Raw genomic sequence first — 23018 nt, forward strand, 5'->3', positions numbered from 1 at the left:
TCAAAGGTAAGGGAGCAGAAAGATGAATTTTGAAGACATGCTGCAGACAAGTCCATATTCTTTAGATAAGGAGGAAAAAGGCCGCTTTCTGACAGAGAGGCTGGGAGAGCTTACAGAAAAACACAGAGAAAGCTGCCCCCAGTACAGAAACATGCTGGAAAGCGCAGGCTATGACAGCCAGAAGCTTTGCAGCTATAAAGAGCTGCCGTTTCTTCCGGTGCGCCTCTTTAAAGAACTGGAACTGCGAAGCGTTCCGAAGGAAGAGGTGGTAAAGACCATGACCTCTTCGGGAACGACCGGACAGGCCGTCTCGAAAATCTATCTGGATCGGGTAACATCCGCAAATCAGCAGAAGGTTATGGTAAAAATCGTTTCTGATTTTACAGGAAGCAGCAGAATGCCCATGATTATTCTGGACTGTCCATCCGTGGTAAAAAACCGTCAGATGTTTTCCGCCCGGGGAGCCGGGATTCTGGGATTTTCCATTTTCGGCGCAAAACGAATCTACGCTCTGGATGATGATATGAAGCTGGATGTGGATGGTTTGAAGGCTTTTCTTGAGAAGTATCAGGGCCAGAGAATTTTTCTTTTTGGCTTTACATTTATGATCTGGCAGCATTTTTATAAGGAGCTGGTGCGTCTGAAAGAGGAAGGCATTACTTTCGATCTGTCGGAGGGAGTCCTGATTCATGGCGGCGGCTGGAAAAAGCTGATAAACGAAGCTGTCAGTCCGCAGGAATTCGGGCAGCGTCTGCAGGAGGTCTGTGGTCTCCGCCATGTACACGATTATTACGGCATGGTAGAGCAGACAGGCTGCATTTACATGGAATGTGAGTGCGGACATCTTCATGCGAGCAATTTTTCTGATGTGATTGTAAGACGGCCGCTGGATTTTGCAGAATGTGAAATGGGGGAAAAGGGAATCATTCAGGTGGTTTCCACCCTTCCGGAATCCTATCCGGGACATTCGCTTCTCACAGAGGATGAGGGAGTGGTGCTTGGAGAGGATGACTGCCCCTGCGGCAGAAAAGGAAAATATTTCAAAGTAATCGGCAGGCTCAAAAATGCTGAGATACGGGGGTGCAGCGATACCTATGCAGAAAAGTTTAGATAAAGAAAATTTGCAGGGAATTCAATACCTGGCAGGCAGTGAAGAGATTCTTGCACACATGCCGGAAGTGGAAGCGCGGGAGCCTTTTTGCGGAGAAATTGAAGAGTTCCTGAATTTCCTGTCCAAAACACTTCTTTCCATGCCGGAAGCAAAGCTGTATCCGGATGTGGTAACCTTTGCCTTCTGGATTCGCAGATCGTCAGTGAAAAAGCTGGCAGAGCGTTTCCAGGCAGAAGAGAACTGTATACACCTGGGAAGAGGAGTGGCTTTCCACATTGCTCCGTCCAATGTGGCAGTCAATTATGCCTATTCCTTTGCGGCAGGTTTTATGACGGGGAACGCCAATGTGGTCCGCATTCCGTCTAAAGATTTTCCGCAGATTTCCATTATCAACAAAGCGGTAAATATGGCTCTGGAACAGTATCCGGCCTGCCGGCCCTACATCTGTTTTGTGCGTTACGGGAGAGAGCAGAGAATTAATGATGCGCTTTCTTCTATTGCGGATACCCGGATTGTCTGGGGCGGCGACCGTACAATCGCAGAGCTGAGAAAATCACCGCTTGGCCCCAGAGCGTCGGAAATTACTTTTGCGGACAGATATTCTCTGGCGGTAATTGACAGCGACGCCTATCTGGCAGCGGATAATCAGCCGAGGATTGTGGATGATTTTTATAACGATACTTATCTGACGGACCAGAATGCCTGTACCAGTCCAAGGCTTGTAGTCTGGTGCGGTTCCCAGACTGCCCGGGCCAAGGAACGTTTCTGGAGCCTGCTTCTGGAGAGAGTTCAGAAAAAGTACGAATTTCAGTCTATTCAGGGAGTCAACAAGCTGACAAATGCTTTTCTGGCAGCGGCAGCCCAGGAAGGCACACATATGATATCCTGCGGCGATAACCGGCTTGTCAGGATTTCCCTGGACCATCTTTTCGAAGGATTGATGGATTTCCGGGGAGATTCCGGATATTTTTATGAATATGACTGCCAGGATATCCGCGATTTAAAAGCTGTCTGCGATGACACTCACTGCCAGACGGTTTCCTACATCGGTGATCCGCAGATGTTTCTGCCGCTTTTGAAGACAGGAGTCCGCGGCATTGACCGTATCGTTCCGGTGGGAAAAACCATGGACTTTGATCTGATCTGGGATGGATATAATCTGTATGAGAGGCTGACCAGAACTATCCATATTTCATAAATGGAAGGAATTGTGATATGAGGCATAAAAAACTGCAGACAGCATTATATGCTGTTTTAGTCCTGCTTCCCCTTTTGTGGGTTTTATGCATTCTGTTTTGTAATGGATTTAAATTTGAATTGTCTATTCTGCAGCCTGTCTGGAACGATGAAATTGGATGGTACAATCAGGTAGCCGCAGTGATTGAATATGGGAAGCCTCTGGGGTATTATGGGTATAATGGCACGCATGCCCAGATAGGTACCTGGGGAGCCTGGGGGATTGCGCCGCTGCTGCCTTATGCGGCTTTTGGGAAAATATTCGGCTGGGGACTTTCGTCAATGGCTTTGGCAAATATTTTCTTTCTGTGTCTGGCGATGCTGCTGTTAGTTATTATGACGAGGCCTTCTGTTACACAGACCCTGTGGTTAATTTTGTTATACAGCTGCAGCTTTATTACTATCGGATACTCCCTGACTTCTATGTCGGAAGGACTGCGATATTCTCTGGCTGTTATTTTGACAGGGGCATTGCTATGGCTGGAGCGCTGTACAAGAGAAAAAAAGCGTTTTTCCAGAAGGGAATTGTGCGGATGTATAGCCTTTGCGCTGTTCCTTTTTTATGCAATCCAGGTGTATCTGGTTTTTGTACTTGTAGTTCCGGTGTATTGCTGGTATATTTTCAGGAAAGTACAGTTTGACAATGCAGATAGAAAAAAGCAGATTTTGTTATTTTCAGGGAAAATCGTGGCAATTACAGCTGTTACCGGTGTTGTAACAGTTATTGCAAACAGGCTGGTAACAAGCGTCTGCGCGCCTTATGTTGATTCCACTATTACAACTATTTTCAAACAGATTTCAGAAAATGGAATTTATCATGGTCTATGCTTTTTCCTGGAAAACTTTATGCAGAATCTGAGAACGGCAGACTTGTTTTCCATACTTTCGGTATCCTCGGATACTTACGGAGTCTTGTCCTGGTTCTTTATCAACTACCTGGTAATCCTGTTTATTCTGCTGTTTGATTTGATAAGAAAAAGAAGGCAGCTCAAAGAGAACAGATCTTACTGTTATGAGGCGGCATTTTTTATGACCGGCTTTCTGATAGGATATTGTGCGCTTTATACAGGTCAGGAGTGGACATTGTGCAGGGGAATCAATACTGGATTGATTATGGCGCTGATCTATCTGAGCTTTGTAAAAAAGGAAAATTTGAAAATTCTTATCCTGTTGATGACAGTGTTTGAGATTACAAGTGTTTGGGGATATTACAGCTCTATGGCAGATGAAAGGTTTGCAGCTTCTCAGAATGAGAATATCATCGAAGAAGAGAAAGCAGCTTTGGCAGAGGTGATTGAGCTGGATGTAAACGCGGAACCCTGGGAAAATACAGTGGCCACTTATGGAGATGTGGATTTCAGATATCTGGCCCTGCCTGCCGGTTACGGTTCAAATTATATGCTTGATCTGGAAATCAATAAAACGGCAGGATACGCAGTTATTACACAGGGAGAAGAGTATACTGGAGAGATGAAAAACAAGCTCGAGGAGGAAGGGCATAAGGTCCTTTTGGAAGATGAGTATTTTGTGGTCCTGAAAAATGAGAGGCAGCGCAGCTATGAAGAATGAAAAAAGAAGCCTGATTGCAGCAACATTTTTTGCAGTATTTCTTTTTGTAATTACCTATCAGGTGATTATGGGAGCAGTAAGAAATCCATACAGCGATTATTTGGGACATGCAGAGAATGCGGAACTGCTTCTGCAGTCCGGGCTTGGACCTGTATTGAAGGAAATCGGATATCCTTTTTGGGCCTTTTTGGTGGCCGGAATTATGAAATTGTCTGGAGCTCCGGCTTATGAGGCATCTGCGATTGCAGGAGGTCTTTTAAATGCTTTCACTTACGTGCTGGTATTTTCTTATCTGGCAAAGGAGTGTAAAGAAGAACGCCTGGGGACTGCAGCGCTCACCTGGTTTTTACTCCTTGTGGGGCCCTTTTATATTCCATGGTACAATCCTGATGTATACAATGGCCAGGTGACACCGAATATCTGGCACAACCCTACGACGATTTGTGTCAGACCCTTCGCTTTTCTGGCTTTTCTGCTGATTCTGAGAGTTTTAAAGGAGTATGAAGAGGAGCAGAAAAGGCTTAGTGCCAAGACATGGCTTCTGCTGGCGGCGTGTCTGGTGCTTTGCAACCTGGCCAAACCGAGCTTCGTTCAGATTGCTGTCCCGGGACTGGCAGTTTATCTGCTTATTCTTCTGATTCGAACCAGAGGAAAAGCATTTGGCTTCTGTTTTCAGACGGCCTCTGCATTTGTACCGTGCGTCTGTGTAATGCTGTGGCAGATGATCGTATCCTTTGGCACATCCAGCTCAGCAGAGGGCGGGATTGAAATTGCCTGGTTTGATGTTATGGGAGCGTCTTCTCCCAGCATCCCCTTTTCCATGCTTTTGGGATACCTGTTCCCGCTTTATATTATTCTGACCAATCTGTGTATCATGAAAGAGCGGGATATGCAGGTGACGTTTTTTATGTGGCTTGCCGGTTTTCTGGAGGCGGCGGCGCTGGCGGAGACAGGCTACCGGCGCTATCACGGGAACTTTGGCTGGGGATATGTGCTGGCGACGTTTCTGGTGTATGTAATGACATTCCGGTATTTTTTGAAGCGCAACCGGGAATATGACTATCAGAATCTGAAGGACCGAATCCTTGTCCTGGGCGGCTGGGTGATTTTTGCGCTGCAGCTGTTTATAGGGATTTATTACATAAGCACTTTTTTTATTCCGGTCGGATAGATCGGTGAAGGAGAGAAAGAAATGGACGTATCGTTTGTAATACCATGTTATGGCTCAGAGCATACCATAGAGAAGGTTGTGGATGAGCTGAGGACTACGATGGCGCAGAGGCCGGAATGCAGCTATGAGATTGTTCTGGTCAATGACAATTCTCCGGATCAGGTCTGGGGAGTGATACAGAAGCTTGTAAAGACATATAGCAATATGAAGGGAATTTCCTTGGCCCGCAACTTTGGACAGCACGCCGCGCTGATGGCGGGATACAGAAGCTGCAGCGGCGATATTGTGGTTTCACTGGATGACGACGGACAGACGCCGGCGGACGAGGCTTTTCTTCTGATCGATAAAATCAAAGAAGGATATGACGTGGTATACGGATGTTATCCGGAGATCAAGCAGTCCCATTTCCGAATCTTCGGAAGCTGGGTCAATGAGAAAATGATAGAGGTGCTTCTGGGAAAGCCCAGGGAACTGAAATGTACCAGCTATTACGCGGCGAGAAGATTTATCATTGAAGAGATGCTGCGGTACAGAAATTCCTATCCGTATGTAGGCGGATTGGTTTTGAGAAGTACAAAGAATATAGCGAATGTGCCAGTACACCACCGGGCGAGAATGGAAGGGAAATCCGGATATTCTCTTGGCAAGCTTCTTGCTTTGTGGTTTAACGGTTTCACCGCTTTTTCGGTCAAGCCTCTCCGGCTGGCTACAGTGGTAGGATTTTTGTGCGCAGCTGCAGGCTTTATCTATGGCGTAGTTATGGTGCTGCGCAAACTGCTTGGCTATACGACAGTGCTTGGCTACAGTTCTCTGATCACCGTGATTCTGTTTATAGGCGGAATTATCATGGTTCTGCTTGGAATTATAGGGGAATATATCGGAAGAATCTATATCAGTATCAATAATGCGCCGCAGTATGTGATACGGGAGACAATCGGAGGCAGCGATGAAAAAACTGACTAAAAGCGAAAAAATGACATTTCTTGGACTGCAGCTTCTTCTGCTGATTTATTCCCTGAGTGGAATCTTCTCAAAAATGGCGGCAGGACAGCCGTTTTTATCCAGAGAGTATGTCCTGTATTATGGAGGGGTGCTTTTCATTCTGGCTCTTTACGCGCTTGGATGGCAGCAGGTCATCAAAAGACTACCCCTGATTACTGCCTATGCGTCTAAAGCGGTTACAGTAATCTGGGGAGTGGTATGGGGCGCTTTGGTGTTTAAAGAACATATCACAGTAATGAATGTGATAGGAGCAGCCGTCATCATTGCGGGAATTCTTTTGGTGGTATCGGAAGAGGAGAAATAGTATGGGAATTGCAATCTTTCTGGGATCGGTGCTGGTGGCTTCGATCTCGCAGATTATGCTGAAAAAGAGCGCCGACCGGAAATATGACAGGTGGATAGATGAGTATCTGAATTTCAGGGTAATCTTTGCGTATGGCCTCTTTTTTCTTTCAAGCCTTCTGACCGTATATGCATATAAATTTGTACCTCTTTCGCTGGGACCGGTTCTGGAAGCCAGCGGGTATGTGTTTGTTTCGGTGATGGGATATTTCATCCTGAAAGAAAAAATCGGAAAAAAGAAGCTTCTGGGACTTGTGATTATCATTGCAGGTATTGTAATTTTTAACCTGTAAATTTATTTACGGGTTAAAAAGAAAACGGAGAAAAATCATGAAAAAACTATTCGCACAAATCATCAAATTCGGAGCTGTAGGCTTTTTGTGCTTCTTCATCGACTATGCCATCATGGTCGGCCTGACAGAGCTGGTGGGAATTCCGTCGCTGATCTCCAGCGGCTGTTCCTATACGATTTCGACGATCGTGAACTATATTTTAAGCGTCACAATTGTGTTTGACGCGGACAAAGGAGCCAACAAGGCCGTACAGTTTATTGTCTTTGTAATCTTAAGCCTGATTGGCCTGGGCATCAATCAGCTGTGCATGTGGGGAGGCACCGCCTGGCTGGAAAGCCTTATGGAGCAGAGCCAGGCCCTCGCGTCGTATTCACAATATGCTTATATGGTTGTAAAAATCTTTGCGACAGCCATAGTTATGGTATATAATTTCATTACGAGAAAGATTTTTATTGAGAAGCATTGAAAACCGGAGAAGGAAAGGAGTGGATATGCGGAATAGAAGGACAGCGCTTGGAATCGGACTGCTTCTGCTTATCTGCGGATGCCTGCGGTTTGTGTTTTTTCCGCTGAAGGAGCCGGATATGGGGACGCAGGCGCTGACCGGACAGGAAGCAGAAGCGCTCAAGGAGCGCCGGACAGAGACGGAGGAGGAGCTGCTTTCCGGGCTTTTATTTGCCGGAGAGGAGCTGCCCTGGGATAAGGCTTCCGGAACCTTTTACCTGCCGGTGGATATGGAGAACCCGGCCTGGGAGACAGGCACGTTTCTCGCGAAGGATTCCGGTGTAAAGGTATATCTGCTGGACAATCCGCTGGAGGATGACAAGCAGGAGGCTATACGGACAGGGAAAAGCTACCGGCTGCTGGCAGCGGACGGGGAGAGCTATCGGGAATATGCGCTGGTGTTTTCCGGGCTTCCGATGCTGGTGCTCGATACGGATACGGGAGAAGAAATCCGCTATGATGAGATTTATGGAAGCATGCGCTTTTATGAGGCGGATTCGAAGACAGACTGGGTGACGGAAAGCGTCATGAGCGCTCATATCCGTGGCGGAAGCAGCAGGCTGAATCCCAAAAAATCATATAAAATCACGCTGTACAAAAAAAACCAGACGGGAAGCGGAGCTCTCAGGGAGAATAAGGTCTCTCTTCTGGGAATGCGGGAGGATGACGAATGGCTTCTGTATGCCATGTACAGCGAAGACAGCAAGGTGCGTGATAAGCTGTCTCTGGATATCTGGAATGAATCCGGAGCTTTGGAGATTGACGAACAGGGCTTTTACGGATATCATATGGAATATATCGAAGTGTTCCAGAACGGAGAATACCGGGGGATCTACGGGCTCATGGAGCCGGTGGACTACAAGCAGCTGGATCTCACCAGGGAGAATGAAGCGCAGCCGGTGGAATATCTGTATAAACAGAAGGATCCGGAGGTGTTTGAGCTGAAGGGAAGCTGGACGGCTCAGACAGAGGAAGATTTTGAGGTGCTGAATACGTACCTGGCATATCTCGACGCAGATGACGAGGTCTTTGCGGAAGAGATGCCGAAGCTTATTGACGTGGACAATGCGCTGGATGTCTGGCTGTATCTGCAGGCGGTCATCGGCATGGATAATATACAGAGAAATATTTTCTATCCGGCAGTCTGGGAGGACGGACAGTACCGGATACGGTTTATGCCCTGGGATATGGATTATACCTGGGGAAACGTACATGATTTTGACGCGGGAAACCGGACCCGTTTTTCAGAAGAAATCCTGACCATGCGGATAGCCTGGAAGCTGGGAGACCGGCTGATCCGGCTGAATGTGGACAATGCGCAGGAGAAGGTGAAGGCCCGGTGGAAGGAGCTAAGGCAGACCGTCTATTCGGACGAGTGGCTTACGGAGCAGATCGATTCGTACGCACATCAGGTTGTGGATTCCGGAGCCTTCGCGCGTGATGAGGCCCGGTGGGAAAACGGGGGACATAATGACGATTATGAGAGCCTGAAGGAGCTGGCCTGCGGGCGGATGGCGTTTCTGGATGAACAGATGGAGGATCCGCTTGCTTATCTGGATTTGGAGGAATATGTAGAGTGAGAAGACGGAGGGCTCTTTTCCTGAATTTGATACTGGCGGCATTCTGCCTGGCAATCTTGTTTTTATGGCCGCTGATTCGGGGGCCTGTAATACTGGACCGCGGAAGCTCAGAAGAGCTTTCGCAGCTTTTGGCGACGCATACAGAAGCGGAGGAGCCCTTTTTTACGGAGCTGAGCTTTTCCGGGGAAAAGCTCCCCTATGATAAAAACACCTCGACCTTTTATCTTCCGCTGAACATGGAGACGGAAAGCTGGGAGACCGGCGAGCTGGCCAGCGCCGCTCCGGATGTGACGCTTCTGTTCGAGGAGGATTTCACGGATTCGGATAAGCAGGAAGCCATACAAAACGGCACAAAATTCCGGTTCTACGCTGTGCGCGGCCAGGAGTACCAGGAGTGCTGGCTGACAGCCACCGGGCTGCCTGTCATTTCGATTGAGACGGAAGCCACGGCTGACATGGAGGTCTTCGGCGGCAGCGTATATTTCTGGGACAGCGAAACCAAGACGGACTGGACGTCCTCCAGCATCCTGGAGGCGAACATTCGAGGAAATACCAGCCGCACCTACGAGAAGAAGGGGTATAAGCTGAGCCTGAAGAAGCAGAATAAGGACGGGGAGATTGTAGAGGATAAAAAATCCCTGTTTGGCCTCCGGAGGGATGATGAATGGCTGCTGAACGCCATGTACAGCGATTCCTCAAAAATCAGGGATAAGCTGAGCGCCGATATCTGGCAGCAGATAGGTGCTTCTCAGGAGGAATTTCCGGAAGCATATTTCGGCACGCGGATGACCTATGTGGAGGTCTTTTTCAACCATGAGTACTGGGGGCTTTATGTCCTGATGGAGCCGGTGGACTCCAAGCAGCTTGACCGGACGAAGGAAGGAGAGCCGGCACAGGAGGAGTATTCCTATAAATCTGTGACCCCTCAGAGCGAGTCCACAGAGGAGCTTTTGAACCAGGAGGAATATGGGGAGACGCTGTCGGGCTACGAGCTGAAGGGCAGCCATACAACGATTGACAGAAGCTCCTGGGAAGCGCTTTTGTCCTATCTTGAGCTCCGGGATCTGGCAGACGATCAGGAATTTGCCGAGAAAGCGTCGGAGCTTACAGACCGGGAGGGAGCGCTGGATGTCTGGATTTACCTTCAGGCAGTGCTGGGAATTGACAATCGTGGAAAAAACATGTATTATGTGGCAAAAAACAGGGGAAATGCCCAGAAAATATATTTTGCCCCCTGGGATATGGATATCACCTGGGGAGACGCCCTGAGCGCCGGAACGAGCGGAAATGTGTGGGATGTGGGGCTCAATACAGCCCTTTACTCCGAGCGGATCAACTGGAGCTTTGGGGACCGGCTGATCGAGCTTGATGTAGATGGCTCCCGTGCCTACGTGGAGGAGACATGGAAAGAGCTCCGAAGGGGCGTCCTGTCTGATGAAAGCCTGACAGAGGCCACCCGGGAGCTGGCGCATCAGGTGCAGGATTCAGGAGCGCTTGCGCGTGACGCGGGACGCTGGCCTGACAGCAATTCCGGACAGGATTATGAGCTGTTTGTCCGGATGGCGCTTTACCGTATGAAAATTCTGGATTACTATTTTGATGGAAATCTGGAAGAATATATGGGCCTGGGCTATGAATAAGGGCAGGCCTTGGAGAAGGGAGAGTGTGTGAGTGGATTATCGGAATGAGATAAAATACCTGGTATCGGAGACGCAGCTTGTGCTCCTGGAAAACCGGATACGAAATCTGATTCAGCCCGACCGCCATGCGGGGGCGGATGGAACCTATCAGATCCGCAGCCTGTATTTTGACGATTTCGAAAACACTTATTACCGGGAAAACGAGATGGGGACGGACCCCAGGGAAAAATTCCGTATCCGGATTTATAATGGGGATCCGGGGCGTATCAGCCTGGAGTTGAAAAAGAAGCAGCACGGCATGACGCAGAAGCTTTCCTGCCTGCTGACGGAAGAGCAGTGCCGGGAGCTGATGGCGGGCCGGCCGCTTCCGGCGGATCCCTCTTATCCCCCGGTGCTTCAGAAGATGAATTTACTGATGAAGACGCGGCTGCTTAAGCCAAAGGTGATCGTAGAGTATGACAGAACGCCTTTTGTGGAAAAGCTGGGAAATACGCGGGTGACGCTGGACCGCAATATCCGGTCTTCGAACGCGGTGGCCTCCTTCCTGGAGAAGAGGGTGCCGGCAAGGCCGATTATGCCGGCAGGGAAACAGATTCTGGAGGTCAAATACGATGAGTTCCTTCCGGATTACCTGTACCGGAATCTGCAGCTTTCGCATCTGCGGCAGACAACTTTTTCAAAATACTATCTTTGCAGGCGGTATTCTCTTTCGGGGATCCGCGCTTAAATACGGGAATAACGGCTGCAGGCAGACGCAGCGGATATTCATATATAGAGAAATTGGAGGAATAATACATGGGATTTCAAGACGTATTTAAAAACTCATTCCTGGAGGGCTTTACAAGCATGGACATTTCGGCCGGCCGGATTATGGCGACCTTTACGGTGACCTGCATCCTGGCCTGCTACATCTTTCTGATCTACCGGCTGATGACCCGGAAGTCCTTCTATTCCAAGGGCTTCAACGTATCCCTGGCTGCGATTTCCGTAATCACGGCAGCGATTATCCTGGCTATGCAGTCCAACCTTGTGATTTCCCTCGGTATGGTCGGCGCCCTTTCTATCGTTCGTTTCCGTACGGCCATCAAGGATCCGATGGATCTGGTATTTCTGTTCTGGTCCATCAGTATCGGAATTATCTGCGGCGCGGGACTTTACGAGGTAGCGCTTCTGACCTGCCTTGTCGTGACGGTGCTCGTGCTTGTGCTGGAGAACATTCCGGCGTCAAGAGCTCCCATGATGCTGGTGGTAAACCTGTCCGACACGGAGGCAGAGTCTCAGGTGCTGGAGATTGCAAAAAAATTCAGCCGCTTTTATAAGGTGCGTTCCCGCAACATTTCCGGCAGCAGCATGGACATGATTGTGGAGGTCCGGGTGAAGGATGAGAGCGCCTTTGTCAAAGAGGTCTGTGCCCTTGGCTCTGTACAGTCTGCGTCTCTCATCGCTCATGACGGCGAAGTGACGTTCTAGAGGTGGATGTATGCGGAAGCTGATCGGGTCCCTGGGACGCGCCTGGCGCTTTGTAAGACAGTATGGATTTGTTCGGCTTTACCGGAAGGTGAAGGAGAGAAGAGAGAGGAATCTGGCGGAAAAGGGATACGAAGAGTGGCTTTTCCACCAGCTTCCCGACCAGGAGGAGGACAGGAGACAGCGGGAAACGGAGTTTCCCTTCTCTCCGCTGATCAGTATCCTGGTACCGGCCTATGAAACGCCGGAGCCTTTTCTGCGGCAAATGATAGAATCTGTACTGAAGCAGAGCTACGGGAATCTGGAGCTGTGCATAGCGGACGGAAGCCCTTCTGAACAGGTAAAGAGGACAGCGGAAGAGTATGCGGCGCGGGATTCCCGGATCCGCTATCAGAAGCTGGAAAAAAATCTTGGAATTTCTGGAAATACAAACGCGGCCCTGGCAAATGCGGCCGGGGCTTATGTGGGCCTTCTGGATCATGACGATCTGCTGCTTCCGGGGGCCCTTTTTGAGATCGTGCGGGCGCTGAACGACGGACAGCCGGCAGACGCTGTTTATACGGATGAGGATAAGCTGGATCCGGAGCAGAACCGGCATTTCCAGCCCCATTTCAAACCGGATTTCAATCCGGAATATTTGAGAAGCAATAATTATATCTGCCATTTCTTTGCAGTGAAGCGGGAGATCGCGGCTGCGGCAGGAGGCTTCCGTGAAGAATTTGACGGGGCCCAGGATCATGATTTCATATTCCGCTGTACGGAGAAGGCACAAAAGATCGTCCACATTCCGAAGGTACTGTATTCCTGGCGCTGTCATGCGGCTTCCACAGCGGCAAATCCCGAGAGCAAGCTCTACGCCTATGAGGCGGGGAAACGCGTGGTGGCGGCGCATCTGGAGCGCACAGGAAAGACGGGAACGGTCCTGGATACGGAAAATTATGGATTTTACAGGGTGCAGTATCCGGGCAGTTCGAAATTATTAATAAAATCTTTTGAAAATTTTGATGGACAAACGGGAGTAAACGTTGTATATTATGATAAGGCATGTAATAATTCTGTAACAATTTTGGGGGAGGAAGATTATGTGCTTTTTACCTGTGTCCGCAGAGCGAAGGTAAACGCAGGGTTCTGGAGAGAGCTTTTGGCCTGCTGCGGGAGGCCGGAGACAGGTATGGCCTGCGCGCGGGTCTACGGGAAGGACAGAAGGCTCTGCGGCGATATTCGCATGGCTGGAGTGCAGGATCCGTTTTCGCAGGGAACCAAAGGACTGAAGGCAGGGTATTCCGGGTATTTTCACAGGGCTCTTCTGCAGCAGGAGCTGGAAAGCCCCACGGACTGCTTCCTGATTCGAAGGGAGCTCCTGGGAGAAGAAAGCACCGTGTCCATTCCGGAGCTTTGCAGGCGGATGAAGGAAAAAGGGTATCCCATTTATTACGAGCCCTGGGCGGTGATGTATGAGAGCAGATAGGATGGTATCTGTCGTGATACCCAATTACAATGGAAAAAGATTTATAGAGGCCTGTCTGAAGGCTTTGCTGGAGGACGCGCCCGGAGCAGAGATCCTGGTGGTTGATAATGGTTCTGAGGACGGGAGCAGAGAGCTTGTGGAAGAAAGCTTTTCCCAGGTAAAGGTCATCGCCCTGAATCAGAATTACGGATTTCCACGGGCGGTGAATGAAGGAATCCGGGCAGCTGCGCGCCCTTATGTGATTCTTCTGAACAATGACACAGAGGTTCTCCCTGGCTTTACAGACGCGCTTTCGGATGCGCTTTCGCATGACAGCCGGGCCTTTTCCGCTCAGGCGAAGCTGATTTCTCTTTATAATCCGGAAAAAATTGACGATGCAGGCAATTTTTACTGTGCCCTGGGCTGGGCTTTTGCGAGAGGAAAGGACCGAAAGACGGCATACTATGAAAGACCGGGAGCAGTCTTTGCGGCCTGCGCGGGCGCGGCTATCTACCGGAAGGATATTTTTGAAAAAATCGGGTATTTTGACGAAGCGCATTTTGCATACCTGGAAGACATTGATATCGGATGGCGGGCGAGAATCGCGGGATACCGGAACCTGTATGCTCCGGCGGCAAGGGTTCTTCATGCGGGGAGCGGCACAAGCGGTTCCCGATACAATGAGTTCAAGGTTCGTTTAAGCTCCCGTAACAATGTATATCTGATTTGGAAAAATATGCCGGCTTTTCAGCTTCTGGTGAATCTGCCGTTTCTTGCTGCCGGATTTGGGCTGAAGCTGCTTTTTTTCGCAAAAAAGGGAATGGGCGGCGTCTATGCCTGCGGCCTGCTGGAAGGCCTGCGGATGGGCCGGAAAGGCGGAAGGGTAAAGTTTTATTGGAAAAACCTGCCCTCATATGTTAGAATTCAGATAGAATTGTGGGTTAATATTGCAAGAAGATTTGGGTGAGAGAGTGTGATTAAGGACAACCAGCGTCATTTTAACCGGCTGCATGTGATAATAGACGCGTTTATTATCGCAGTGTCTTATATGCTGGCCTGGACAGTGCAGTTCCAGGTGCTGAACAGGGTATCGGGATTTGTGTTCCGGCATTATATGAGCATGCTGGTATTTCTTGTCCCGGGCTATCTGATCCTTTATGCCGTATTCGGACTGTATACGACGAAGAGCGTGCGCCGGAAGCGCGTAGAGGTGGAGAAGATTATTCAGGCGAATACCATCGGTATCGTTCTGTTTATGACGGCCATGTTCCTGGCAAGGGATAATGTGGAGTTTACGACAAACTTCTCCCGTCTGATGCTGGTATGGTTTTATCTGATTAATATCGCTCTGGAATGTCTGTTCCGCAATTTTATCCGTCTGGCGCTTCAGCATATAAGGGAAAAGGGCTTCAATCAGAAGCATATGATTCTCGTGGGCTACAGCCGGGCGGCGGAGGAGTATATCGACCGCATTAAGGCCAATCCGGAGTGGGGCTATGATATCATGGGAATTCTGGACGACAACGTACAGTCTGGAATGAAATACCGGGGAGTCGAGGTCTTTGGCCGGACAGAAGAGATAGCGGAGGTGCTGGAGGCGGCGAAGCCCGACGAGATAGCGATTACGCTGGGATTAAGTGAGTATTCCAAGCTGGAGCATATCGTGGCTGTGTGCGAAAAATCCGGTGTGCATACAAAATTCATTCCGGATTACAATAACATCATTCCGACCCGCCCCTATACGGAAGATCTGATGGGACTCCCGGTCATTAATATCCGCCATGTGCCACTGACCAATACCTTCAATGCGTTTATGAAGCGGTCGATGGATTTGGTGGGAAGCGTTTTCGCAATTATTCTGTTTTCACCTGTTATGCTGGTGACGGCCATCGCGATTAAGCTGACATCGCCTGGGCCGCTTATTTATACTCAGGAGCGGGTAGGGCTTCACAATAAGACGTTTCGGATGTATAAATTCCGCTCCATGGACGTACAGTCGCCGAAGAAAGAGCGCGGCGCATGGACCGTGCCGGATGATCCGAGGGTTACAAAGGTAGGAAAAATCATCAGGAGGACGAGCATTGACGAGCTCCCTCAGCTGTTTAATATTTTAAAAGGGGATATGAGCCTGGTAGGGCCGCGTCCGGAGCGTCCGTTTTTTGTGGAGAAGTTCCGTGAAGAGATCCCGCGTTATATGATTAAACACCAGGTGCGTCCGGGTATGACCGGCTGGGCACAGATCAACGGTTACCGCGGAAATACTTCGATTCGAAAGCGGATCGAGTATGACCTTTATTACATCGAGAACTGGACGCTGGGGTTTGATATAAAAATCTTATTTCTGACAATTTTCAAAGGCTTTATCAACAAGAACGCCTATTAAATGTTGGGAAACAGAAAGGGTTATATGCTATGGCAACCAATACGAAAGGCAGAAATGCAGGAAAAAGAAACTCGGGAAACGGAAGATATAAGGCCAAGGAACGCGGCACGAGAAAAGACCGGGACGACTATGATGAGTATAAGCTGAGCCGGAAGGAGCAGAAAAAAATCAAAAAGGCAAAGCGTAAGAGAAAGCTGATTCTGATACTCTCTGTGGAATTTCTACTGATTCTGGTGCTTTGCGTCGGCGCCTTTGTGCTGAGTAAGCTTGGAAGGCTGCAGAATCTGGGCGTTGACCCCGGTGACGTCAGCACAAATGAGGATATGGATGAGAACACGGCAGAGCTTTTGAAGGGCTATACGAATATCGCCCTCTTTGGTCTCGGTTCCAGAACGCCCGGAAGCCTTGGCGAAGGTGAACTGAGCGACACCATTATCATCGCCAGCATCAACAATGAGACCAAGGAAGTGCGTATGGTATCCGTCTACCGTGACACGTATCTGAACCGGGCAGACGACACCTATGGAAAATGCAACGCCGCTTATTCCAAGGGCGGTCCGAAGCAGGCCATGGAGATGCTGAATACCAATCTGGATTTGAATATTAAGTATTACGTGAGCATAGATTTTACCGCGCTGATCAAAACAGTAGACCTGCTGGGCGGCGTGGAGATAGATGTCAAAGAGGAAGAGGTAGAGGCGATCAACAGCTATATGTATGAGACGACGGCGATCGCTGAGAAGGCGGACGGCGAAGTCAATCCCTACAACAGCTTTATAGAGGAGCCGGGCCTGCAGACGCTGTACGGCGTACAGGCGACTGCCTACTGCCGTATCCGTAAGGTCGGAAACAATGATTATGAAAGAACAGAGCGTCAGCGCCGCGTGATAGAGCAGATTGTGGAAAAGGCCAAATCAGCAGGCCTGGGAACGATCAATTCTATGATCGATGAGGTCTTCCCGCTGGCAGCGACAAATATTCCGAAGACTACGCTGATTGGAATGGCGGCCAGCATGATGTCCTATGAGCTGGGTGAGACAAGCGGTTTCCCAAGCATGCGGGAAGGCGGAATTATAATAGATGGGCAGGATATGGTAGTCCCGGCAGATCTGGTGGCAAATGTGGAAGAGCTGCATCGCTTCCTGTTTGATGAGGATGATTATTATCCGTCGCCGACTGTGCTTGAGATCAATGACAGAATCATTGCAGATACGGGCGTGACGGCAAAGGAGACGGAGGGCAGCAGCACAGAATAAGGCCGGAGAAGGATCTGGGTCTTCCGGCTTTTCGGAAAGAAACTTCAGCGGCCGAGACGAAGGGATAAGAAATGGACGGGGAAGGAATGCGCCTCGTCCATTTTTCTGGAATGGAGAATATCATGAAGATCGATGTGATTATACCGGTATGCAATCCCGGAGCGGAATTTGAAGCATTGCTGGAAAGACTTGGACGGCAGACGCTGCCGGTTCATAAGCTTCTTGTGATGAATACACGTTCCAAAACGGATGTGGAGAAAATGCTGGAGGGCCGGCCGGGGATTCAGACCGTTTCGCTGGAAAAGGAAGAATTCGATCATGGGGGCACGCGGGATCGGGCGGCCAGGCTTTCGGACGCAGATTATCTGCTGTTTCTGACCCAGGACGCGCTTCCGGCGGATGAATATCTGGTGGAACGGCTTTTTTCCCCTTTTTCGGATAAACGTGTGAAGGCGGCATATGCAAGACAGCTTCCAAAGCCGGACTGCCGGGAGCTGGAGCGTTATACGAGGGCCTTCAACTATCCGGAGGAAAGCAGGGTTAAGACAGCGGAGGATCTGCCGGAGCTTGGAATCAAGACCTTTTTTTGTTCCAATGTGTGCGCGATGTATGAGAGGGAGACCTATCTGGCGCAGGGCGGCTTTGCGAAGAGAACCATTTTCAATGAAGACATGATCTATGCGGGCGGCCTGATAAAGAATGGATATGCGGTTGCCTATGCGGCGGATGCAAAGGTAATCCATTCCCATAATTACAGCGGCCGGGAGCAGTTCCACCGCAACTTTGATCTGGCGGTGTCTCAGGCGGAGCATCCGGAGATTTTCGCGGGAATCGCTTCAGAGGGAGAAGGAATCCGTCTGGTGAAACGGACGGCGGCCCACTGCCTGCATATCGGGAAGCCCTGGCTGCTTGCGCAGCTGGCCTGGCAGAGCGGCTGCAAATATCTGGGCTATCGTCTTGGAAAGGCCTGGCGGAGGCTTCCGCGCTGGCTGGTGCTTCGCTGCACAATGAACAGGGCCTACTGGCGGCAGGAGGAAGATTTTGGCTGAACTGTATGAAAATCAGGATTTGGAGGAAAAGGTGCTCCTGCTTGGCGTAAGCACGCAGGAGGAGGATATGGAGGCCTCCCTGGACGAGCTGGCGGAGCTGGCCGATACGGCTGGCGCGGTGGTTCTGGGGCGCGTGATTCAGAACCGGGAGTCTGTGCATCCGGGCACTTACATCGGGAAGGGTAAGATAGAGGAGGTACGCGCCCTGGCAGAGGAGCTGGGCGCGGACGGAGTGATTTGTGACGATGAGCTGACGCCGGCTCAGCTCCGGGGCCTGGAGAAGGAGCTGGAGCTGAAGGTAATGGACCGGACGCTTGTGATCCTGGATATTTTTGCAAAGCATGCTACGACACGGGAAGGAAAGCTTCAGGTAGAGATGGCGCAGCTGGGCTACCGCCTGGCCCGGCTTTCCGGGCTTGGAAAATCCCTCTCCCGCCTGGGCGGAGGCATCGGAACGAGGGGACCGGGAGAGAAGAAGCTGGAGACGGACCGGCGGCTGATCAAAAGCCGTATGGCATGTCTCCGCCGGGAGCTCCGCCAGATGCAGCTTCACAGGGACACGGCAAGAAAGCAGAGGCTGGAACGCTCTATTCCGGTGGCGGCTATTGTAGGCTATACAAACGCCGGGAAGTCTACGCTTCTGAATGCTCTGACAGGGGCGGATATCCTTGCTCGGGATAAGCTGTTCGCCACGCTGGATCCGACGACCCGGCGGACGGTTCTGCCGGGAGGGCAGGAGCTTCTTCTGACAGATACGGTAGGCTTTATCCGGAAGCTGCCTCATCACCTGGTGGAAGCCTTCAAAAGTACACTGGAGGAGGCGCGCTATGCAGACCTGATTCTTCATGTGGTGGACAGCGCCAGCCCCCAGATGGAGACGCAGATGGAGGTAGTCTACGAGACCCTTCAGGAGCTGGGGATCACCGGAAAACGGGTCATCACTCTTTTTAACAAGCGTGATTTGGCGAAGGATATGGAGCTTCCCAAGGATCTGAAGGCCAGCCGCATTCTGGGAATCTCGGCAGCTTCCGGCGAGGGGCTCTCTGAGCTTCGGGAGCTTCTGGAGGAGACGCTGCTGGAAAGCTGTGTGCTGGTAGAGAAGGTCTATCCTTATGCCCAGGCAGGCGATATCGCGCGTGTGCGCCGCTATGGGCAGATTATTGAAGAGGAGTACAGGGAGGACGGGATCTATATCCGGTATTACGCGCCTTCCGGGGATGCTGGAGGAAAGAAGCAGCCCGGGGACGCAGGAGCTTGACTATCCGGAGGGTTTAAGGTACATTTATTTTATGATGGTAATAATTCCAAGGAGGATATCAATATGATTAACAAGCTGATTGCGAAGATACAGAAGACGAAGGCTCCCATTGTAGTGGGACTGGATCCCATGCTCTCCTATATTCCGGAGCATATTCAGAAGAAAGCCTTTGAAGAGTACGGCGAGACGCTGGAAGGCGCGGCGGAGGCTATCTGGCAGTTCAATAAGGAGATCGTGGACAAGACTTATGACCTGATTCCTGCTGTGAAGCCTCAGATTGCCATGTATGAGCAGTTTGGCATCGAAGGCCTGAAGGCATATAAAAAGACGATTGATTACTGCAAGTCCAAGGATCTGGTTGTGATCGGGGATATCAAGCGCGGCGATATCGGTTCTACCTCCGCAGCCTATGCAGCAGGCCATCTGGGAAAGGTGCAGGTAGGAAGCAAATGCTACGTGCCCTTTGATGAAGACTTCGCGACAGTGAATCCTTACCTTGGAAGCGACGGTGTGAAGCCGTTTATTGAGGTATGTCAGGAGGAGGGAAAGGGCCTTTTCATTCTGGTGAAGACCTCCAATCCCTCCAGCGGCGAGTTCCAGGATCAGCTGGTAAACGGACGGCCCCTTTATGAGCTGGTAGGAGAGAAGGTAGCCGAATGGGGCGAGGAGCATATGGGAGATACCTACAGCTATATCGGCGCTGTTGTGGGCGCGACCTATCCGGAGATGGGCGCGGCGCTCCGGAAGCTGATGCCGAAGACCTTTATTCTGGTGCCGGGCTACGGCGCCCAGGGCGGCCAGGGAAAGGATCTGGTGAATTTCTTCAATGAGGACGGGCTGGGAGCTATCGTAAATTCCTCCCGGGGAATCATTGCCGCCTATAAGCAGGAGAAATATGCGTCCTTTGGGGCGGAGAGCTTTGGCGACGCTTCGAGAGCGGCTGTGGAGGATATGGCTGCGGACATCCGCCAGGCGCTGGAAGCAAGGAGGCCTTTATGAAATACAGGGAGACAGCTGTCATCATAGAACAGCGTGAGATTGCGGAGCATATCTACAGCCTGTGGCTGCATGCGGACGATATCGCAGGAGAAGCCCGTCCCGGGCAGTTTGTGTCAGTTTACTGCCGCGACGAGAGCAGGCTTCTGCCCCGTCCTATCAGCATCTGCGAGATTGATAAGGAGAGCGGCAGGATCCGGCTCGTGTACCGGACTGCGGGGGCAGGGACGAAAGAGTTTTCAGGCTACGGCTCCGGAGACAGTCTTGAGCTTGTCGGCCCTCTTGGAAACGGCTTTCCGCTGGACCGGGGATATAAAAGGGTGCTTCTGGTGGGCGGCGGAATCGGCGTTCCGCCTATGGTGGAGCTGGCAAAGCAGCTCCCGGGAGAGAAGATGGTGGTGTCCGGCTACCGGAACAGCGATTTGTTTCTGAAGGAGGAGCTTTCCCGGAACGCGGCCCTCTATATAGCTACGGAGGATGGAAGCGTGGGCACGAAGGGAAACGTGCTGGACGCTATCCGGGAGAATAAGCTGGAGGCAGAGGCGATCTTTGCCTGTGGTCCTTCGCCCATGCTGCGGGCTCTGAAGGCTTACGCCGCAGAACAGGGAATGGACTGCTACCTGTCCCTGGAGGAACGGATGGCCTGCGGAATCGGCGCCTGCCTGGCCTGCGTCTGCACCTCTAAGGATGTGGACGAGCATACGAATGTAAAGAATAAGCGGATCTGCAAGGACGGTCCCGTCTTTGCGGCGGAGGAGATCGAGATCTAGGAGGTGTGTGTCTGCGGCAGGCGAAGGAACTGCGCGGACAGACCGGAAGGGGATAAAGAGATGGAATATAAGACAAGTGTAAATCTTGCAGGCGTGGAGCTGAAAAATCCTGTGATGACCGCATCCGGAACCTTCGGATCCAGCGCGGAATACGGAGAGTTTTACGATCTGGGCTGTCTGGGCGCTGTCGTTACCAAGGGAGTGGCGAACGTACCCTGGCCCGGAAATCCGGTGCCCCGTATTGCCGAGACGAAGAGCGGCATGCTGAACGCCATTGGCCTGCAGAATCCGGGGATTGATGTGTTTATCAAACGGGATATACCGCTCTTAAAACAATATGATACGAAAATTATCGTCAATGTCTGCGGAAAGACTACAGAGGATTACTGCGAGGTGGTGGAACGCCTTTCAGATCAGCCGGTAGATATGCTGGAGATTAACGTATCCTGTCCCAATGTAAAGGAGGGCGGGATCGCCTTCGGCCAGAAGCCGGAAGCCCTGGAGGCCATCACGAAGGAAGTAAAGCGCCATGCGAAGCAGCCCGTTATTATGAAGCTCAGCCCGAACGTGACGGATATCGCGGAAATGGCCCGCGCCGCCGAGGCCGGCGGCGCAGATGTGCTTTCCCTGATCAATACGATCACGGGAATGAAGATAGATATTCATAAGAGAGCCTTTGCTATCGCCAATAAGACCGGCGGCCTGTCCGGCCCGGCGGTAAAGCCTGTGGCCGTGCGGATGGTCTACCAGGCAGCCCAGGCGGTATCCCTGCCCATCATCGGCATGGGCGGGATCATGAACGGGGAAGACGCCATGGAGTTCATCCTGGCGGGAGCCACAGCCGTGTCGGTGGGCACCGCGAACTTTGCGAATCCCTTTGCGGCAAAGGAGACGGCGGAGGGAATTCTGGATTACATGAAGAAATATCAGGTGGAGGATATCCGGGAGCTGATCGGAGCCGTTTCCGCAGGGTGAGCGGACGGCAGCTGTGCGGAGCTGCTGAGGATGGAATATCTTGCTTCAATTGAAAATATATGAAACTTATGATAGAATTGGAAAATAGAACAGGAAGCAGGAGGAGAGGAAGGCTATGGAACAGTATAAGCAGGAATTTATTGAATTTATGATAGACTGTCAGGCGCTGAAATTCGGTGACTTTACGCTGAAGAGCGGGAGAAAGTCCCCGTTTTTCATGAATGCGGGCGCCTATGTGACGGGTTCTCAGCTGAAAAAGCTGGGGGAATACTACGCGAAGGCCATTCACGGTGTCTACGGGGATGACTTTGACGTGCTGTTTGGACCGGCCTACAAGGGGATTCCAATCAGCGTCGTGACAGCTGTGGCCTACAGCGAGCTGTACGGAAAGGAGGTCCGCTACTGCTCCGACCGGAAGGAGGAAAAGGATCACGGCGCGGACAAGGGAAGCTTTCTGGGAAGCAGCTTAAAGGACGGCGACCGGGTGATCATGATTGAGGATGTAACCACCTCAGGCAAGTCTATGGAGGAGACGGTGCCCAAAGTAAGGGGAGCCGCCAATGTGGAGATCCGGGGGCTGATGGTCTCTTTGAACCGTATGGAGGTAGGAAAGGGCGGAGAAAAGAGCGCTCTGGAGGAAATCCGGGATCTCTATGGCTTTGATACAGCTGCCATTGTAACGATGGCAGACGTAGTGGAGCATCTGTATAACCGTCCATACAAAGGAAAAGTCATCATTGATGATGCATTAAAGGAAGCGATTGACGCATACTACGATCAGTATGGAGTGAAATAGCAGGAGGTATGCAGATGAACGAAAAAGCATATAAGACGATGACGAATACGGGGGCGGGCAGCCTGGTTCTTGGAATTATTCTGCTGGTGACAGGTCTGGCCGCCGGCGTGTTGATGATTATAAATGGAGCAAAGCTGCTGAAGTCCCGATCCGATCTGATTTTTTAGAGAAAA

23 protein-coding genes are annotated in these 23018 nt (G+C 50.9%); all 23 read left to right on the top strand.

The window, feature by feature from the left end:
* The first annotated feature begins 22 nt into the window (after nt 1-22).
* Nucleotides 23-1114, top strand: a complete 1092-nt coding sequence (locus tag B5E77_RS02515) for a LuxE/PaaK family acyltransferase (RefSeq protein WP_087163817.1) — start codon at nt 23-25, stop codon at nt 1112-1114.
* Between the two features lie 136 nt (nt 1115-1250).
* Nucleotides 1251-2309: an acyl-CoA reductase gene (locus B5E77_RS02520; RefSeq protein ID WP_442911323.1), complete on the top strand. Its 1059-nt coding sequence runs from the start codon at nt 1251-1253 to the stop codon at nt 2307-2309.
* A gap of 119 nt (nt 2310-2428) precedes the next feature.
* Nucleotides 2429-3916, top strand: a complete 1488-nt coding sequence (locus B5E77_RS02525; RefSeq protein WP_140393126.1) for a hypothetical protein — start codon at nt 2429-2431, stop codon at nt 3914-3916.
* On the top strand, nt 3906-5087 hold the full coding sequence (locus B5E77_RS02530) for a hypothetical protein (protein WP_087163820.1): 1182 nt from the start codon (nt 3906-3908) through the stop codon (nt 5085-5087). Before B5E77_RS02525 ends, B5E77_RS02530 begins: the two co-directional genes overlap by 11 nt.
* Before the next feature lie 21 nt (nt 5088-5108).
* Nucleotides 5109-6050, top strand: coding sequence for a glycosyltransferase family 2 protein (locus B5E77_RS02535; RefSeq protein ID WP_087163821.1), 942 nt, complete (start codon nt 5109-5111; stop codon nt 6048-6050).
* Nucleotides 6034-6393, top strand: coding sequence for an EamA family transporter (locus B5E77_RS02540; protein ID WP_087163822.1), 360 nt, complete (start codon nt 6034-6036; stop codon nt 6391-6393). Before B5E77_RS02535 ends, B5E77_RS02540 begins: the two co-directional genes overlap by 17 nt.
* A 1-nt stretch (nt 6394) precedes the next feature.
* Complete coding sequence (locus tag B5E77_RS02545; protein ID WP_087163823.1) at nt 6395-6724, top strand: EamA family transporter; 330 nt, start codon at nt 6395-6397, stop codon at nt 6722-6724.
* Between the two features lie 37 nt (nt 6725-6761).
* Complete coding sequence (locus B5E77_RS02550) at nt 6762-7190, top strand: GtrA family protein (RefSeq protein ID WP_087163824.1); 429 nt, start codon at nt 6762-6764, stop codon at nt 7188-7190.
* A 25-nt stretch (nt 7191-7215) separates the two neighbouring features.
* A complete protein-coding gene (locus B5E77_RS02555; RefSeq protein ID WP_087163825.1) occupies nt 7216-8808 on the top strand; it encodes a CotH kinase family protein in 1593 nt (530 codons plus the stop codon).
* Entirely contained in the window at nt 8805-10448 is a 1644-nt protein-coding gene (locus tag B5E77_RS02560) for a CotH kinase family protein (protein WP_087163826.1), read from the top strand. The genes B5E77_RS02555 and B5E77_RS02560 overlap by 4 nt, the downstream gene beginning before the upstream one ends.
* A 31-nt stretch (nt 10449-10479) precedes the next feature.
* Nucleotides 10480-11175, top strand: a complete 696-nt coding sequence (locus B5E77_RS02565; RefSeq protein WP_087163827.1) for a polyphosphate polymerase domain-containing protein — start codon at nt 10480-10482, stop codon at nt 11173-11175.
* Between the two features lie 68 nt (nt 11176-11243).
* A complete protein-coding gene (locus B5E77_RS02570) occupies nt 11244-11918 on the top strand; it encodes a DUF4956 domain-containing protein (RefSeq protein ID WP_087163828.1) in 675 nt (224 codons plus the stop codon).
* A gap of 10 nt (nt 11919-11928) precedes the next feature.
* Nucleotides 11929-13383 carry a glycosyltransferase family 2 protein gene (locus tag B5E77_RS02575; protein ID WP_087163829.1) on the top strand — a complete coding sequence of 485 codons (1455 nt, stop codon included), beginning with the start codon at nt 11929-11931 and terminating at the stop codon, nt 13381-13383.
* A complete protein-coding gene (locus B5E77_RS02580) occupies nt 13370-14329 on the top strand; it encodes a glycosyltransferase family 2 protein (RefSeq protein ID WP_242963556.1) in 960 nt (319 codons plus the stop codon). Before B5E77_RS02575 ends, B5E77_RS02580 begins: the two co-directional genes overlap by 14 nt.
* 6 nt (nt 14330-14335) lie before the next feature.
* Nucleotides 14336-15745 (top strand): undecaprenyl-phosphate glucose phosphotransferase, encoded by a 1410-nt coding sequence (locus B5E77_RS02585; RefSeq protein WP_087163831.1) that lies wholly within the window; start codon nt 14336-14338, stop codon nt 15743-15745.
* A 29-nt stretch (nt 15746-15774) separates the two neighbouring features.
* The gene (locus B5E77_RS02590) at nt 15775-17001 is read left to right on the top strand and encodes an LCP family protein (protein WP_087163832.1); all 1227 of its coding nucleotides are present in this window, start codon (nt 15775-15777) and stop codon (nt 16999-17001) included.
* Between the two features lie 71 nt (nt 17002-17072).
* On the top strand, nt 17073-18050 hold the full coding sequence (locus B5E77_RS02595) for a glycosyltransferase family 2 protein (protein WP_242963557.1): 978 nt from the start codon (nt 17073-17075) through the stop codon (nt 18048-18050).
* The gene (gene hflX / locus B5E77_RS02600) at nt 18043-19308 is read left to right on the top strand and encodes a GTPase HflX (protein ID WP_087163833.1); all 1266 of its coding nucleotides are present in this window, start codon (nt 18043-18045) and stop codon (nt 19306-19308) included. Before B5E77_RS02595 ends, hflX begins: the two co-directional genes overlap by 8 nt.
* A gap of 63 nt (nt 19309-19371) precedes the next feature.
* Nucleotides 19372-20307: an orotidine-5'-phosphate decarboxylase gene (pyrF, locus tag B5E77_RS02605; RefSeq protein ID WP_087163834.1), complete on the top strand. Its 936-nt coding sequence runs from the start codon at nt 19372-19374 to the stop codon at nt 20305-20307.
* The gene (locus B5E77_RS02610; RefSeq protein ID WP_087163835.1) at nt 20304-21074 is read left to right on the top strand and encodes a dihydroorotate dehydrogenase electron transfer subunit; all 771 of its coding nucleotides are present in this window, start codon (nt 20304-20306) and stop codon (nt 21072-21074) included. Before pyrF ends, B5E77_RS02610 begins: the two co-directional genes overlap by 4 nt.
* 60 nt (nt 21075-21134) lie before the next feature.
* Nucleotides 21135-22049 (top strand): dihydroorotate dehydrogenase, encoded by a 915-nt coding sequence (locus tag B5E77_RS02615; protein WP_087163881.1) that lies wholly within the window; start codon nt 21135-21137, stop codon nt 22047-22049.
* A 115-nt stretch (nt 22050-22164) separates the two neighbouring features.
* Entirely contained in the window at nt 22165-22845 is a 681-nt protein-coding gene (gene pyrE / locus B5E77_RS02620) for an orotate phosphoribosyltransferase (protein ID WP_087163836.1), read from the top strand.
* Between the two features lie 14 nt (nt 22846-22859).
* Nucleotides 22860-23012: a hypothetical protein gene (locus tag B5E77_RS17055; protein WP_204248003.1), complete on the top strand. Its 153-nt coding sequence runs from the start codon at nt 22860-22862 to the stop codon at nt 23010-23012.
* Nucleotides 23013-23018: the final 6 nt, after the last annotated feature.

Source organism: Lachnoclostridium sp. An131, assembly GCF_002160825.1.
Classification (GTDB): Bacteria; Bacillota; Clostridia; order Lachnospirales; family Lachnospiraceae; genus Laedolimicola.